At 68.4% G+C, this 13,493-nt stretch carries 11 protein-coding genes; 6 read left to right on the forward strand and 5 right to left on the reverse strand.

Features of this window, described 5'->3' with window-relative positions; translation table 11 throughout:
• The first annotated feature begins 22 nt into the window (after positions 1 to 22).
• Both AC1D2L_RS16195 and AC1D2L_RS16200 read left to right on the forward strand, forming a co-directional pair.
• The gene (locus AC1D2L_RS16195) at positions 23 to 601 is read left to right on the forward strand and encodes a hypothetical protein (protein ID WP_476846913.1); all 579 of its coding nucleotides are present in this window, start codon (positions 23 to 25) and stop codon (positions 599 to 601) included.
• Between the two features lie 10 nt (positions 602 to 611).
• Entirely contained in the window at positions 612 to 947 is a 336-nt protein-coding gene (locus AC1D2L_RS16200; protein ID WP_476846914.1) for a DUF1491 family protein, read from the forward strand.
• A gap of 6 nt (positions 948 to 953) precedes the next feature.
• Here AC1D2L_RS16200 and AC1D2L_RS16205 read toward each other — a convergent pair whose 3' ends face one another.
• Positions 954 to 2,087, reverse strand: coding sequence for a DUF2336 domain-containing protein (locus AC1D2L_RS16205; protein WP_476846915.1), 1,134 nt, complete (start codon positions 2,085 to 2,087; stop codon positions 954 to 956).
• Between the two features lie 184 nt (positions 2,088 to 2,271).
• Between AC1D2L_RS16205 and AC1D2L_RS16210 the strand changes: the two genes are divergently transcribed.
• Positions 2,272 to 2,478, forward strand: a complete 207-nt coding sequence (locus AC1D2L_RS16210) for a hypothetical protein (protein WP_476846916.1) — start codon at positions 2,272 to 2,274, stop codon at positions 2,476 to 2,478.
• On the forward strand, positions 2,475 to 3,293 hold the full coding sequence (locus AC1D2L_RS16215) for a hypothetical protein (protein WP_476846917.1): 819 nt from the start codon (positions 2,475 to 2,477) through the stop codon (positions 3,291 to 3,293). Before AC1D2L_RS16210 ends, AC1D2L_RS16215 begins: the two co-directional genes overlap by 4 nt.
• Positions 3,294 to 3,311: 18 nt before the next feature.
• Here the strand turns inward: AC1D2L_RS16215 and AC1D2L_RS16220 are convergent, their stop codons facing one another.
• The 3 genes from AC1D2L_RS16220 to AC1D2L_RS16230 form a co-directional block, all read right to left on the reverse strand.
• Complete coding sequence (locus AC1D2L_RS16220) at positions 3,312 to 3,938, reverse strand: DUF1254 domain-containing protein (RefSeq protein ID WP_476846918.1); 627 nt, start codon at positions 3,936 to 3,938, stop codon at positions 3,312 to 3,314.
• Positions 3,935 to 4,618, reverse strand: a complete 684-nt coding sequence (locus tag AC1D2L_RS16225; RefSeq protein ID WP_476846919.1) for a DUF1214 domain-containing protein — start codon at positions 4,616 to 4,618, stop codon at positions 3,935 to 3,937. Before AC1D2L_RS16225 ends, AC1D2L_RS16220 begins: the two co-directional genes overlap by 4 nt.
• 121 nt (positions 4,619 to 4,739) lie before the next feature.
• A complete protein-coding gene (locus AC1D2L_RS16230) occupies positions 4,740 to 6,971 on the reverse strand; it encodes a transglycosylase domain-containing protein (RefSeq protein ID WP_476846920.1) in 2,232 nt (743 codons plus the stop codon).
• A gap of 260 nt (positions 6,972 to 7,231) precedes the next feature.
• Between AC1D2L_RS16230 and AC1D2L_RS16235 the strand changes: the two genes are divergently transcribed.
• Complete coding sequence (locus AC1D2L_RS16235) at positions 7,232 to 7,726, forward strand: YcgN family cysteine cluster protein (RefSeq protein ID WP_476846921.1); 495 nt, start codon at positions 7,232 to 7,234, stop codon at positions 7,724 to 7,726.
• A gap of 168 nt (positions 7,727 to 7,894) precedes the next feature.
• The gene (ppdK, locus tag AC1D2L_RS16240; RefSeq protein ID WP_476846922.1) at positions 7,895 to 10,594 is read left to right on the forward strand and encodes a pyruvate, phosphate dikinase; all 2,700 of its coding nucleotides are present in this window, start codon (positions 7,895 to 7,897) and stop codon (positions 10,592 to 10,594) included.
• Between the two features lie 71 nt (positions 10,595 to 10,665).
• On the opposite strand, the gene AC1D2L_RS16245 is transcribed toward ppdK, so the two are convergent.
• Positions 10,666 to 13,473, reverse strand: a complete 2,808-nt coding sequence (locus AC1D2L_RS16245) for a bifunctional diguanylate cyclase/phosphodiesterase (protein WP_476846923.1) — start codon at positions 13,471 to 13,473, stop codon at positions 10,666 to 10,668.
• Between the last annotated feature and the right edge of the window lie 20 nt (positions 13,474 to 13,493).

The raw sequence follows: 13,493 nt of genomic DNA on the forward strand, positions 1-13,493 counted from the left end.
GCCCACCGAGCAAGAGCCCCGCATGTCCACGATCGCCGCCCGCGCCCATTCCGGCTCGACACTGTCCGCCCCGGCCCGACGGGCTGCGCCAATCCGGCGCAAAGCGTCGTGGTTCTCGCGGCTGGCCCGTTCCGTCCAGCGCCGCCCGGCCCGGGCCCTGCTGGTCATGACCTTCGCCGGCGTGGCCGGTGCGATCCTGCTGAACGCGATTCTGTTCCAGAAGACGCGCCATCCTGCGCCGATGGCCTCGGCACCCGCTTCCTCGCAGACGCCGCGCACCGTCGAACGCCGCGCCGAGACGCCGACCGCCACCCCGGTCGCCCCTGTCGCGACACCGGCCTCTGCGCCGGTCCCGCCCTCGCGCCCGAACGATCTATCGCAGGCTCCACGCGAGGCGCAGATCCGTCCGCCGGCGGCCGTGACCAGCGTGCCGCGCAGCGCCGCGGCGCCCGCCACGCAGGCGCCAGCGCCCGCTCCGGTTGTCCGCGCCGCCGCTCCGCGCGACCCGATCGCCGACCTGATCAATGGCGGCGACATCCGCCCGCCGGCCGATATTCGTGGGGCGCGCTCGGCCTCCGCGCGCCGTCCGGGCGAAAACTGACTGCACGCGGATGGCCCGCCTGACCAGTGATTTCTGGGTCTCGGCCTATCTACGCCAGGCCGCCCATGACGGGCTCGACGCGGTGCTGCGCCGGCGCGGTGCACAGGAAGCCGGCGCGATCTTCGTGAAGCTCGATCGGCTAGACGGCACAGCTGCCCTTTATGGCCCGGCGCCGCAGACGCTGGCCGATCCCGATGGCGGCCGGCGCTTCCAGCTCATCCTCGATTCCGATCCGGGCTCCGTGGAGGAGCGTGTCGAGCGCGAGCGCCGCTTCGACCCCGATCTGTGGCTGGTCGAGATCGAGAACCGGCGCGGTGATCCGCGCCTCGACCTCGTCGAGCCCTGAGGCGCCTCAGCCCTGCTCGCGGCGCAAGCCGAGCCGCCGCATGACGCCGCCGACCAGCGATTGATTGTCCGCCTTGCTCGCACCCGGGCGGGCCGGCGTGCTGCTGGGGTCCATCGCCGGCTGGTAGCGCGTCTTGCGGGGTTCGGTTCGCGACCGGGCGCCAGCGACCTGCATGACGACCCGCTGAGCCACAGACGGCCGCGTGGCACGCATCAGGGCGACGAGCGCGAAAATGCGGTCGACCGAGTGGGCCGCGTCGTCGCCGAGCCTGATCAGGAAGCGCGTCGCATCCTCGACGCTTGCGCCGGCGGCCATCAGGGCGAGCGCGGTGAGATCGCGCGAATGGTCTCCGGCAAGCGCATCGGCCAGGGTGCCGTCGGCGCCGAGCCGGTCCGCGATCGCGCCGAAGGCGCCGACCGGGTCCTCGCCTGCCGTGGCGAGCCAGCCCGCGAGCTCATCTTGCGCCAGCTGCGGCCGGCGCTCCGACGGGGAGAGCGAGTCCAGCGCCGTCAGCGATTCCAGGATGGCTGTGCGCCGATCGGGACCAGCCTGCAGGAACAACGGCGTCAGCTCGACGCTCGCGATGTCCGTCCGTGCCAGCAGGCCCGGAGCGTAGGCGGCGTCGGTGCGCGAGCGTTCGACCAGCACGTCGAGCGCAGCCCGCGGCATCGGCGAGCGGGTATTGGCGATCAGCGCGAGGTCGATCGCGCGATCCTCGCGATCGACCAGGATCAGGGTGGCGGTGGCCGTCAGATCGGGGCGCTCGGCCAGCGCCACGGCAATGTCGCCGTCGCCGTCCTCGGCGAGAGCTTCGATCTCGGTCTCCGTAGTGTTCATGCCATGGCGCAGCAAGGCCGCCAGCACCGGGCCGCCGCGCGCCTTCAGCGCCTGCAGCACCTCGGGCGGCGTGTGGCGCCAGCCTGCGAGCTTGCGCGCGAGGATCAGGGCCGTGGCGTCGTCGATGCTTGGCACCAGCGCCTGCGCCATGTCGCTGAAGATCGCGAGATCCTCCTGCGGAGGATTGGGCATCGTCATCAGCAGATCCGCCTTTACGCGGAGCGAGACCTGGCTGAGATCGAGACCACCTTCACGGGCGAGGCGGGCGAGCTGGGCGAGTTCTGCTGAAATTCGCGATGGCATTGACTGCAACTCGGGTGGGGAATTTGGCTATTATACGCATGATAATCCCCGAGGCTTTAATAGGGCGTTAACCATGTGGGGGCCTGATGCAACGAGGAGGGCCTAAGCGTCAATGCGGGTTCGGCCCGCGCGGGCGCAGCCCTGCTGCCAACCGCAACCAGGCGCCAGACACGGAGGCGCGTCGATGTCCATCGTCATTCCCTTCGCGCCGCGCGCGAAAACTGCCCACCTCCCTGCGTCTGCGCCGAGTGCGCCGGCGCAGATCCTGTTCTTCACCGGCGTGCGCTATGAGCGTCAGCCCGAGCCAGCGCCTGCCGAGACGCAGGCGCGCCGCCGGGGACGTCCGCCGCGCACGACAGTGCGCGCAACCGTCGCCAGGCATCCCGTGTGACCATCGCCTTCGATACGATCCCGAAACCCGCTCGTGCCCTTCGATTGGTCGCCGTCCTGCTGACCGGGCTGGCGGCGGGCGCCTGCAACACGTCCGGCGATTTCGGCCGTCCCCGCGCCGATCTATGGAACGATACGATCCTGCCCCAGGTCGGTTTCAGGGCTGCATCGTACCGGGGCGAGGCGGCGTCGCCGTTCCGGATGACCGACGACGAGAACCAGCTGCGCGATCGCGCCTGGCGCTTCGTCATGCCGGCCAGCGAGCGCGACTACTTCGAACGCGAGGTCTCGGCACTGGTCTATGCGCGTGTGCTGCCGGTCGACAAGCAGTCGATGGCGATCTCCGACTACCATCGCGCCCTTACGAGCGGGTCCTACGTCTCGCAGGCGTCGCGCTATAACCGCCTGGCCGAGGACGCCAACGCCGACCGCCTGCTGATCTCGCCGTTCCGTGGCAATGCAGCCCGCGTCGTTGCGGCCGACAGGGTGCGCCTGCGCATGGTCGACGGCTCGCCCCTGGTTCCGCCCGACAAGCGCGATCCGGCCTTTGCGCGCGTGGTCGAAAACGAGGGGCTGATCCTCTGGGTCTGCGAGCGCGTTCGCTTCCGCGTCGAGAGCTATCGCTACGCGCTTGCCAATCTCGTGGTCGAAACCCCATCGCGCGAAGCGATCCGCGCCGAGCGCGCGATCATGGCGCTCGAGGCCGAGGCCGTGCCGATGTGCAAGCTGTCGCTGATCGGTGTCTTCGGGGGCGCCTCCGATGCACCGCCGCCGCCGGAGCCGGAGACCCAGCGCCCGGTCGTCTACAAGGGCTGAGGCGTCCGACGGAAATCCTCAATCGGCCGCGCCGCAGGCCACGCCGGTTGCCAGCGCCTCGGCATCCGCACGGTCGGAACCGCGTCCGGCAGGGACCCGCGCCACGATCAGGCCCTGCTGCGTGTCCGAGACAATCCGCAGTTCGCGCACGGGCTCGTTTTCATCGTCGCGGGCGATGCGCTCGTCCTGCTGTGGCTCGGTCATCACGACGAACTCTATCACGCCGCGGATCGCGGCACGGTCCGTGATGGCGTAGAGCACGCCGCCGCCGCGCCGGTGAACGGTCAGGCCCAGAGGCAGGGCCGCAATGCGCGCCACGACACGGACCGGCCCCGCGCTCAAGTCGTAGCCGCACACGGCCGTCGAAACGTAGGGGTCGGCCTCGCGCAAGGCTGCCAGGCCAGTTGCATTCGCAGGGCCCGAGACCAGTTCGGCCCGGCCGCCCGCACCCAAAGCGAGATAGGCGCTGGTGGCGTCGCGGTCAGACAGGACGGGGATCAGCAGCACGGCAACGATGTGGACGATACCCGCAAGCACCAGGCCGGCAATCGTGCCCAGTGCGAAGCGGCGGGCGGCGGCTGCGAGGCGGGCACCCCATCCTGGCCGTACGGCCGCGCCCTGCCGGGTCTGCTCGAGCGTGCTCATCGGCAGTCGAGCCTCGTGATGCTCGGCAGGATGGCCGGACGCAATTCGCTGGCCTGGCTCGAGATCGGGGTGTCGTAGAGCCGAAGGCGGAACTGGAAGCGGTCATTGCGTGGCAGAGGCAGCCAGTTGCCGGGCTGGGGTGCCGAGGCGGCTGCGATCCGCATCGCGCCATCCTCGTCGCGGATGATCTCGGCATCGCTGAAGCCGCTGCGCTCCAGCGGCAGGCGGAACGGCAGCCCTTCCATGTCGGAAACGTTCAGCGTCCAGCGGCGAGTCGTCGGCGTCGCGCCCGAGATCCTGTAGCGGCAGCGGCCATCGAGCGCAGCGCCGTGATCATCGCGCGTGGCGATCAGTTCCAGGCCTTCGCCTGCGCCGAGCGGCAGGTGCACGCCGCGCGCCAGATAGGCCCGCATATAGGGATCGACGCCGCGCCCGCCGCCCCGCGGCCAGGCCGTCCAGGGGCCGATCTCGACCTGGCCGATCCAGGGCCGCCCCACGGCCGTGTACTGGGCGGAGGCGAGCCCGAGACCCGCCCCGATGGCGATGACGTAAGCGAGGTCGAGAACGCGCAAGGCCGTGCTTTCCGCGCCGGCCATCGAGGAGCCGGCGATCACGAGTTGAGCCAGCCGCGACGGCGCCGTCAACCGCCTTGGCGGGTCAGGCAGCGAGCGCGTCTCCATATCGCTTTTACGTCATTGCGAGCAAAGCGATGCAATTCAGGACGACATGGCGCTCTTCCGACCTCTGGATTGCTTCGTCGCATGCGCTCCTCGCAATGACAGGCACTGCCTGCACATCATGCTAGCGCGTCTTCGTCTCGCGTCCGGGCACCGCGTTGATCCCGGTCTGGAACGAGGTGCGAGCAGTCCGCACGGGCTCGATCGTCTTGAACATCGCACCGACCGAGGACAGCACCTCGAAGGAGCGACGCGGCATATGCCCGGCGCCCGGTCCGGCGGCGGCTGGCGCGGCACCGGCAGGGGCGGCCGCGCCCGCCCGGGCGACGGTGGAGGCCTTGGGATCGGCAGGAACCGGCACGCCCGGTATCGGCTTCAATTCCAGGCCCTGATGCGCGAACTGCATGATCTCCTTCCAGGTCATCGCGGGCAGGGCGCCGCCGGTCATGTTGGCGGTCTCCGAGGAATCGTCGTTGCCGAACCAGACCGCGCCGACGAGATTGCCGGAATAGCCGACATACCAGGCGTCCTTGTAGCCGTTGGTCGTGCCGGTCTTGCCGGCGGTCACGACGCCCTCCAGCGCCGCGCGGCGACCGGTTCCTTCTGTCGGAACCTTCGACAGCATGAAGTTCATGTCCTGCGCGACCTGCGCGCTCAGGACCTGCCGGGCAGGCCCCTCGTCGCGGTCGTGCCGGTAGATTTCGTCGCCCTGCGAATTGTGGATCTCGATGGCAGCATGGGGGCGCGCCCGCTTGCCACCATTGGCGAAAACCGAATAGCCGGCGGCCATGTCGATCACCGTGACCTCCGCCGCGCCGATCGGCAGCGAGACGGTGTCGTTCAGCGGTGTCGTCAGGCCCATGGCGCGGGCGGTCTCGACAATCCTGTTGCGGCCGATGCGGGCTGCGCGGGCCTCATGCGTCTCGCCCGTCGCCTTGCCGATCGCGATCGACATCTGCACGGGGATCGTATTGATCGACTTGGCGAGCGCGGTGGTCAGCGGCATCGAGCCGGCATAGGAGCGCCCGTAATTGTTGGGGCACCAATTGCCGATGCAGACCGGACGATCGGTCACGATGGTGTTGGGCCGGTAGAGCCCCGCCGACAGCGCCGCCGCATAGACGAAGGGCTTGAACGAGGAGCCGGGCTGGCGAAGGCTCGATGTCGCGCGGTTGAACTGGCTCGCGCCATAGTCGCGACCACCCACCATCGCGCGTACCGCCCCGTCGGGGTCCATGATCGCGGTCGCGGCCTGTTTGGCGCGGTAGGTCGGGCCGTGCTGGCGCAGGATCTGCTCGATCGCCTCGTCGGCGCGGTCCTGGATCGCCGGGTCATGCGGTGTCTTCACGGTCAGCACCCGGTCCGGGCCGATCTTGCCGTCGTCGGCCAGCTTCTTGATCTCGTCGAAGGCCCAGTCGAGATAATAATCGGGCCTCGCGTCGCGCTTGCGGTCGACCGGCGTCGCGGGGTTGCGCTTGGCGCTGTCGATCTGGCCGGCGGTCAGGAAGCCGGCATCGACCATCGCATTCAGCACGTCGGCGGCACGCGCCCGCGCTGCGGGAAGATTGACGTGGGGGGCGTATTTGGTCGGTGCCTTGAACAGGCCGGCCAGCATCGCGGCCTCGGCCAGGGTGACGTCCTTCACCGACTTGCCGAAATAATAGTCAGCCGCCGCGGCGACGCCAAATGTGCCGCCACCCATATAGGCGCGGTCGAGGTAGAGCTTCAGGATCTCGTTCTTGGTGAGCCGGGCTTCCAGCCAGATCGCCAGGAAGGCTTCCTTGATCTTGCGGTCGAGCGAACGTTCATTGGTCAGGAACAGGTTCTTGGCGAGCTGCTGCGTCAGCGAAGAGCCGCCCTGCACCACGCCCGAAGCGCGCGCATTGACGGTGACGGCCCGCAGCGTGCCGAGCAGATCGATGCCGAAATGGTCGTAGAAGCGCCGGTCCTCGGTGGCCAGAACCGCCTTGATCAGGTGGTCGGGCATCTCCTCGAGCTTCAGGGAATCGTCGTGCCGGGCGCCGCGATGGCCGATCTCGGAGCCGTAGCGGTCAAGGAAGGTCACGGCGAAGACCTGGTGCTTCAGCGCCTCCTCGCGCCCCTCCTGGAAGGACGGGATCGCCAAAGCGAGCATCAGGAAGGCGCCGACGATGCCGATGTTGAGCCCTTCGCTGGCGAACTCGACGGCCAGGCGCTTGCCGCCGCCGACGCTGAAGCGGTCGGCGAAACTGCGGATCCGCTCATGGAATTCGCCGGCACGGCGAGCCGCGCCCCACAGGCCGGCATCGACCCATGAGTCGAAGGCAAGCGCGGAACGCCTGGCCTTGGTCGCCCATCCTGCCTTCTTGAATTCCATGCCGTTGCGGCACTCCAGACAAGAACCCCGGGCATTGTCCCGCCGCGACATGGTCTTGGCAACACAATCCCGGATGCTGACACATAAGTGCCGTTTTATCGCCCGATAAGGGGCAGGATGGCCTGTTTGAGCAGTTTTCGCGCCGTCGCATGACATTATGGTTGACACTGCCGGACGTCCGGCGGGCGGGGTAGCCCCGATGCGTTGCTGCGGCTGCGCGACGCTTTCCTCGCGGGGCAGGGTGGCGCATAAGCACGGGCATGACCGACAAGCCATATTCGAGCGAGCCGTTCTGGCGCACCACTGCGCTGGAGGCGATGGACCAACAGCAATGGGAATCGCTTTGCGATGGCTGCGGCCGCTGTTGCCTGATCAAGCTCGAGGATGAGGACACCGGTGCCATTCTCGCCACCGATATCGGTTGCAAGCTGTTCGACGGCACCAGCTGCCGCTGCAAGGACTATCGCAACCGGTCCACCCTCGTACCCGATTGCGTGACGCTGACGCCCGAGGCGGTGCGCACCCTTCGCTGGCTGCCGCCGACCTGCGCCTATCGGCTGGTCGCCGAGGGCCGGGACCTGCCCTGGTGGCATCCGCTCGTCTCTGGCGACCCGCAGACGGTGGTCGATGCCGGCGTTTCGGTCAGCGGCCGGGTTTTCACGAGCGAGGATGAAATCGACGAAGACGACATTCCCGATCGCATCGTAAACTGGCCGCTGCGCTGGCCGCGCGGAGCCAAGGCCGGAAAGCGCTGAGCGAGCGGTTTCGTCTGTCGCCCCTGGGGCGCGACGACGTGCCGCTCATTGATTGTTCACGTGGTTTTCGGCATGACCACGCCGCGTCGCTGAGTGGCGGCGCGGACGAAACCAATCGACCGCCGTGGCGTTCCTGCGCTCGGCTGTGTTCTGGAAAAGGCTGTTTCGATGGTTGATGGCAAGGCGGCAAGCGGCAAGTGGGTCTACACTTTCGGCGACGGCAAGGCCGAAGGCGCCGCGGAGATGAAGAACCTGCTCGGCGGCAAGGGGGCGAACCTCGCCGAGATGAGCAATCTGGGCCTGCCGGTGCCTCCGGGTTTCACCATCACCACCGAGGTCTGCACCTGGTATTACGATAACGGCAAGCAGTTCCCCGCCGCGCTCGACGCGCAGGTCAAGGCCTCGCTCGCGGAGATGGCGCGGCTGACGGGCAAGGTCTTCGGCGATCCCGCCAACCCGCTGCTGGTCTCGGTGCGCTCGGGCGCCCGCGCCTCGATGCCGGGCATGATGGACACCGTGCTCAATCTCGGCCTGAACGACGTTACCGTCGAGGCCGTCGCCAAGGCTTCGGGCGACGAGCGTTTCGCCTGGGACAGCTATCGCCGTTTCATCACCATGTATTCCAACGTCGTGCTCGACGTGGACCATGGCGCCTTCGAGGAGGCGCTCGAGGACTACAAGGAGCGCAAGGGCTACCATCTCGACACCGATCTCGTCGCCGCCGACTGGAAGGTCCTGGTCGGCAAGTACAAGGAGATCGTGCGCAAGGCACTCGGCAGCGACTTCCCGCAGGACCCCGAGGCGCAGCTCTGGGGCGCGGTCGGCGCCGTGTTCTCATCGTGGATGAACGCCCGCGCGATCAAGTATCGCGAGCTCAACAGCATCCCCGCGGCCTGGGGCACGGCGGTCAACATCCAGTCGATGGTCTTCGGCAACATGGGCGAGACCTCGGCCACCGGTGTCGCCTTCACCCGCAATCCCTCGACCGGCGAGAACGCGCTCTATGGCGAGTTCCTGATCAACGCCCAGGGCGAGGACGTCGTCGCCGGCATCCGCACGCCGCAGGACATCACAGAGGCCGCCAAGGCGGAAGCGGGTTCCGACAAGCCTTCCATGGAGAAGGCGATGCCGGAGGCCTATGCCGAGCTCGTCCGGATCTATGGCATCCTCGAGAAGCACTACCGCGACATGCAGGACATGGAGTTCACCATCCAGGAGGGCAAGCTCTGGATGCTGCAGACCCGGTCCGGCAAGCGCACGGCCAAGGCCGCGCTGCGGATCGCGGTCGAACTCGCCAAGGAAGGCCTGATCTCGCAGGAGGAGGCCGTCGGTCGCGTCGAGCCCGGCGCGCTCGACCAGCTCCTGCACCCGATGATCGACCCCAAGGCCGAGCGTCGCATCCTGACGACCGGTCTGCCGGCCTCGCCCGGTGCCGCCGCCGGCGAGATCGTCTTCAACTCCGACGATGCCGAGAATGCCAAGAAGGCCGGTCGCAAGGTCATCCTGGTCCGCATCGAGACCTCGCCGGAAGACATCCACGGCATGCACGCGGCCGAGGGCATCCTGACCACGCGTGGCGGCATGACCTCGCATGCGGCGGTCGTGGCGCGCGGCATGGGCAAGCCCTGCGTCTCGGGCGCCGGCCAGATCCGCATCGACTATGCCAAGGGCACGCTGACGGTCGGCCAGACGATCCTGAAGGCCGGTGATTTCATCACGATCGACGGCGCGGCCGGCCAGGTCATGCTCGGCGAGATCAAGATGCAGAAGCCGGAGCTCTCCGGCGAGTTCGGCACGCTGATGGGCTGGGCCGACAAGGTCCGCCGCCTCAAGGTGCGCGCCAATGCCGAGACCCCCGAGGACGCCCGCACCGCGCGCGAATTCGGCGCCGAGGGTATCGGCCTCTGCCGCACCGAGCACATGTTCTTCGACGAGGACCGCATCCAGCCGATGCGCGAGATGATCCTGGCCGAGAATGACACCGGCCGTCGCGCGGCGCTCGCCAAGCTGCTGCCGATGCAGCGCCAGGATTTCGTCCAGCTCTTCACCATCATGGGCGGGCTGCCTGTCACCATTCGCCTGCTAGATCCGCCGCTGCACGAGTTCCTGCCCCATGGCGAGGCCGAGGTCGCCTCGGTCGCCAAGGCTCTGGGCGTCACGCCCGAGGCGCTGAAGCACCGCGCAACCGAGCTGCATGAGTTCAACCCGATGCTCGGCTTCCGCGGCGTGCGCTTGGCGATCGCCTATCCCGAGATCGCCGAGATGCAGGCCCGCGCGATCTTCGAGGCGGCCGTCATCGCGGCCAGGGACACCGGCAAGGCGGTGATCCCCGAGGTGATGGTGCCGCTCGTCATGGGCGTCGCCGAACTCGACCTCGTCAAGGCGCGCATCGACTCCATGGCCAAGGCCGTGATCTCCGAGAGCGGCGTCGAGCTGACCTACCAGGTCGGCACCATGATCGAGCTGCCGCGCGCAGCTCTGATGGCCGGCGAGATCGCCAAGAGCGCCGAGTTCTTCTCCTTCGGCACCAACGACCTGACCCAGACCGCGCTTGGCATCAGCCGCGACGATGCCGGCTCGTTCCTGGGCGCCTATACCGCCAAGGGCATCCTGGCGAATGATCCCTTCGTGACCATCGACCAGGAAGGCGTCGGCGAACTCGTGAAGATAGCCGCTGAGCGTGGCCGCAAGGCGCGCCCGGGCATCAAGCTCGGCATCTGCGGCGAGCATGGCGGCGATCCCGCCTCCATCGGTTTCTGCGAGAGCGTCGGGCTGGACTACGTCTCCTGCTCGCCCTTCCGCGTGCCGATCGCGCGTCTCGCGGCGGCGCAGGCAGCGCTCGGCGCCGTGCGCGCCAAGGAAGGCTGAGAGCAGCCTAGGAGCAGACCGCGGCTACGCCGGGAGCATCGGGGCGGCTGGGCGTAGTCTGCCCGCCCTGATCACTTGGACAGCAGGCGCAGCGGTGGCTGCGTCGACGCTGCCGGGCTGAGTGAGCGGCACAGCGCGACGACCTCCGAGGCCGGGCAGGGCTTGCTGAACAGGAAGCCCTGGACCTCCGTGCATTGCTCCGACAGCAGGAAGTCGAACTGCGCCTCGGTCTCCACGCCCTCGGCGGTCGTCGTGATGCCGAGGCTTTCGCACAGGCCGGTGACGGCCTTGATGATCGCCCGGCTCTCCTGCTGGTCGCCAAGGCTGCGCACGAACGACTTGTCTATCTTGATCTTGTCGAACGGGAAGGCGCGCAGGTAGCCCAGCGACGAGCAGCCCGTGCCGAAATCGTCCATCGTGATCCGGACACCCAGGCTCTTCAGCTTGAACAGCGTGGCCGTTGCGGCCGTGATATCCTCGATCAGCGCGTTCTCCGTGATCTCGAGCTCGAGCCTCTGGGGCGCCAGCCCGGAGCTGAGCAGGGCCCGGCCGACCGCATCCGCCAGGCCGCGATGGGCCAGCTGGACCGGGGAGATATTCACCGCGACCCTGAGATGCTCCGGCCATGTCGTGGCTTCGCTGCAGGCCTGCTCCAGCACCCATTCGCCGAGCGGGACGATCAGGCCGATCTCCTCGGTCAGCGGGATGAAATCGGCGGGCTGGACCTGACCGAGTTCGGGGTGATTCCAGCGCAGCAGCGCCTCGAACGAGACCAGATCGCGCGTGCTGACCTTCATCAGTGGCTGGTAGTAGACCTCGAATTCGCGCTCGGCCATGGCGCGGCGCAGCGCGGTTTCCATTACCCGACGCTTTTGCATGCGAGCGTCCATCGCGGGCTCAAAGAAGTAGAACCTGCCGCGGCCTTCCTCCTTGGCGCGGTAGAGCGCCATGTCGGCGTTCTGCAGCGCACGGTCTGCCTCTTCGTCTGCATTGATCAAGGCGATGCCGACGCTGACGCCGATCACGATCTGGTGCCCGAGCAGGTCGTAGGGGCGGCTGAGCTCGGCAACCAGCCGCTCGGCCAGAGCGGATGCGCCGACGGGCTGCGGAGCCCCGGTCTGGGCAATCGCGAAGTCGTCGCCGCCGAGCCGCGCGATCGTGTCGCTGTCGCGGACGGCTGCACGCAATCGTTCGGTCACGGCGCAGAGCAGGGCGTCACCTGCTGGATGGCCAAGCGTATCGTTGACCTCCTTGAAGCGGTCGAGATCCAGGCAGAGCACTGCCTCGGGATGTCCGCGCGAGGCGCGCGAGACCGCCTCGTCCAGCCGCTCCCGGAAGAGGAGGCGGTTGGGCAAGCCGGTCAGCGCGTCGTGGTGAGCCATGTGAGCGACGCGGGCCTGGGCCTGCCGGCGCGCATCCACATCCTCGAGCACGCCTACCCACTCGGTGATGCTGCCGTCCTCGGCCGTGATCGCCGCGCCGCGCCCGCGCACCCAGCGCCACTGGCCGTCCGCAGCCGCGACCCGGAATTCGACATCGAGCAGGGCACGCCTGCTGTTGGCCTCGTACCAGACGGCGTCGACGACGGCGCGATCACTCGGGTGGATGCTGTCGAGCCATGCATTGCCGAACGCGGTCGTCTCCGGCTGCCCGGTGAGTTCCGACCACCCGGTCGCGGACAACACCTCGCCGGAGCTGGCGCGACGCCAGAACACGAGGGCCCCGACCTCGGAGAGCGCCCTGTAGCGACGCTCGCTCGCCGCCAGCTCGCGGGCCGTGCGGCGCTCCGCCTCCGCCTGCAGGCGCAGCGCCGCCTCGGCGCCCTCGATGCTGGAGCGCAGCGCCTCGAATTCCGCGATTGTCGATGGCTGTGCGGGGATGATGTCGGCCTGGCCTCCCTCGGTGGCGACCGCTGCCGCATGGCGGGCGAGCGACTGGATCGGCCCCAATACGAGACGGGCGATCCAGGTTGCAGCCAGCAGGGCGAGCAGGATCGCGAGTGCGCTGCCAATCGCAAGGCCGACCAGCGGCTGCTGCCAGCGCGCATTGAAGACCGCGAGCGGTTCGCCGACGACGACGGCCCAGCCCGGCGTCCCATGCACCTTCTGGAATGCGAACACGACGTCGCCGCCCTCGGCCGTAACAGCCTTGAAACTGCCATGGTCGCCGCCCGCCGCCTCGAGGTTCTCCCAGTCCGGTACGGTGCGCCCGATGAAACGCGCCGGATCGCGCGACCTTGCCACGATTCGCCCGGCCCCGTCGGTGACAGCGACGAGCATGTTGCTCAGTGCGGGGCCTCGCTGCTGCAAGGTGCGCACGAGCTTGCCTGGCGGTACCGCCAGCGACAACACCAGGCTGGCCTGCCCCGCAAGCGGCCGCGCGACCGAGATCGCCAGTTCGGGCTCGCTGCCCGGCGAGGCAGTGAAGAGGTTCGAGAGCGCTGGCTGGTCGCTAGCCGCCGCCCGCTGCAGGACCGAGCGCGGTATGCCGGATCTCGAGATGCCGTCGTCTGCCGTCTCCGTTGATTTCGCCACGGTGTCGGCGACGATGCGCCCGCCCAAAGGCGCACCGGCCTGCTCGAGCCAGCTCAGCCACTGGTCGCTCCCGCCGTCGGGCGCTGTCGGGGCCGAGGCGAGGGCGGAGAGAAATGCTGAGCGCTGCTCGAGTTCGCTTTCCACGGCCCGCGTCAGCGTCCGCGCCGTATCCATCAACTGTGCGGACGATGAGTCGCGAAAGGCCGAGCCCGCATGCCAGACCGCGATTCCGATCGCGCCGATGGCCGGGGCGAGCGCCAGAAAGATCAGGGCAAGCAGATAGGTCCGAAGCGGACGGAGTGCTCGTGGCAACCGCTCTACTGGCAGGAGGGCTTCGCCGAACATCCTCGTGTCCTCGAACAACA

The sequence above is a fragment of the Allobosea sp. P1_B10 genome, assembly GCF_056406735.1.

Coding starts and splice junctions, on each gene's coding strand:
- AC1D2L_RS16220 (WP_476846918.1), bottom strand. CDS start 3,938: ATGAGCACGCTCGAGCAGACCCGGCAGGGCGCGGCCGTACGGCCAGGA.
- ppdK (WP_476846922.1), top strand. CDS start 7,895: ATGGTTGATGGCAAGGCGGCAAGCGGCAAGTGGGTCTACACTTTCGGC.
- AC1D2L_RS16200 (WP_476846914.1), top strand. CDS start 612: ATGGCCCGCCTGACCAGTGATTTCTGGGTCTCGGCCTATCTACGCCAG.
- AC1D2L_RS16245 (WP_476846923.1), bottom strand. CDS start 13,473: ATGTTCGGCGAAGCCCTCCTGCCAGTAGAGCGGTTGCCACGAGCACTC.
- AC1D2L_RS16225 (WP_476846919.1), bottom strand. CDS start 4,618: ATGGAGACGCGCTCGCTGCCTGACCCGCCAAGGCGGTTGACGGCGCCG.
- AC1D2L_RS16195 (WP_476846913.1), top strand. CDS start 23: ATGTCCACGATCGCCGCCCGCGCCCATTCCGGCTCGACACTGTCCGCC.
- AC1D2L_RS16230 (WP_476846920.1), bottom strand. CDS start 6,971: ATGGAATTCAAGAAGGCAGGATGGGCGACCAAGGCCAGGCGTTCCGCG.
- AC1D2L_RS16210 (WP_476846916.1), top strand. CDS start 2,272: ATGTCCATCGTCATTCCCTTCGCGCCGCGCGCGAAAACTGCCCACCTC.
- AC1D2L_RS16205 (WP_476846915.1), bottom strand. CDS start 2,087: ATGCCATCGCGAATTTCAGCAGAACTCGCCCAGCTCGCCCGCCTCGCC.
- AC1D2L_RS16235 (WP_476846921.1), top strand. CDS start 7,232: ATGACCGACAAGCCATATTCGAGCGAGCCGTTCTGGCGCACCACTGCG.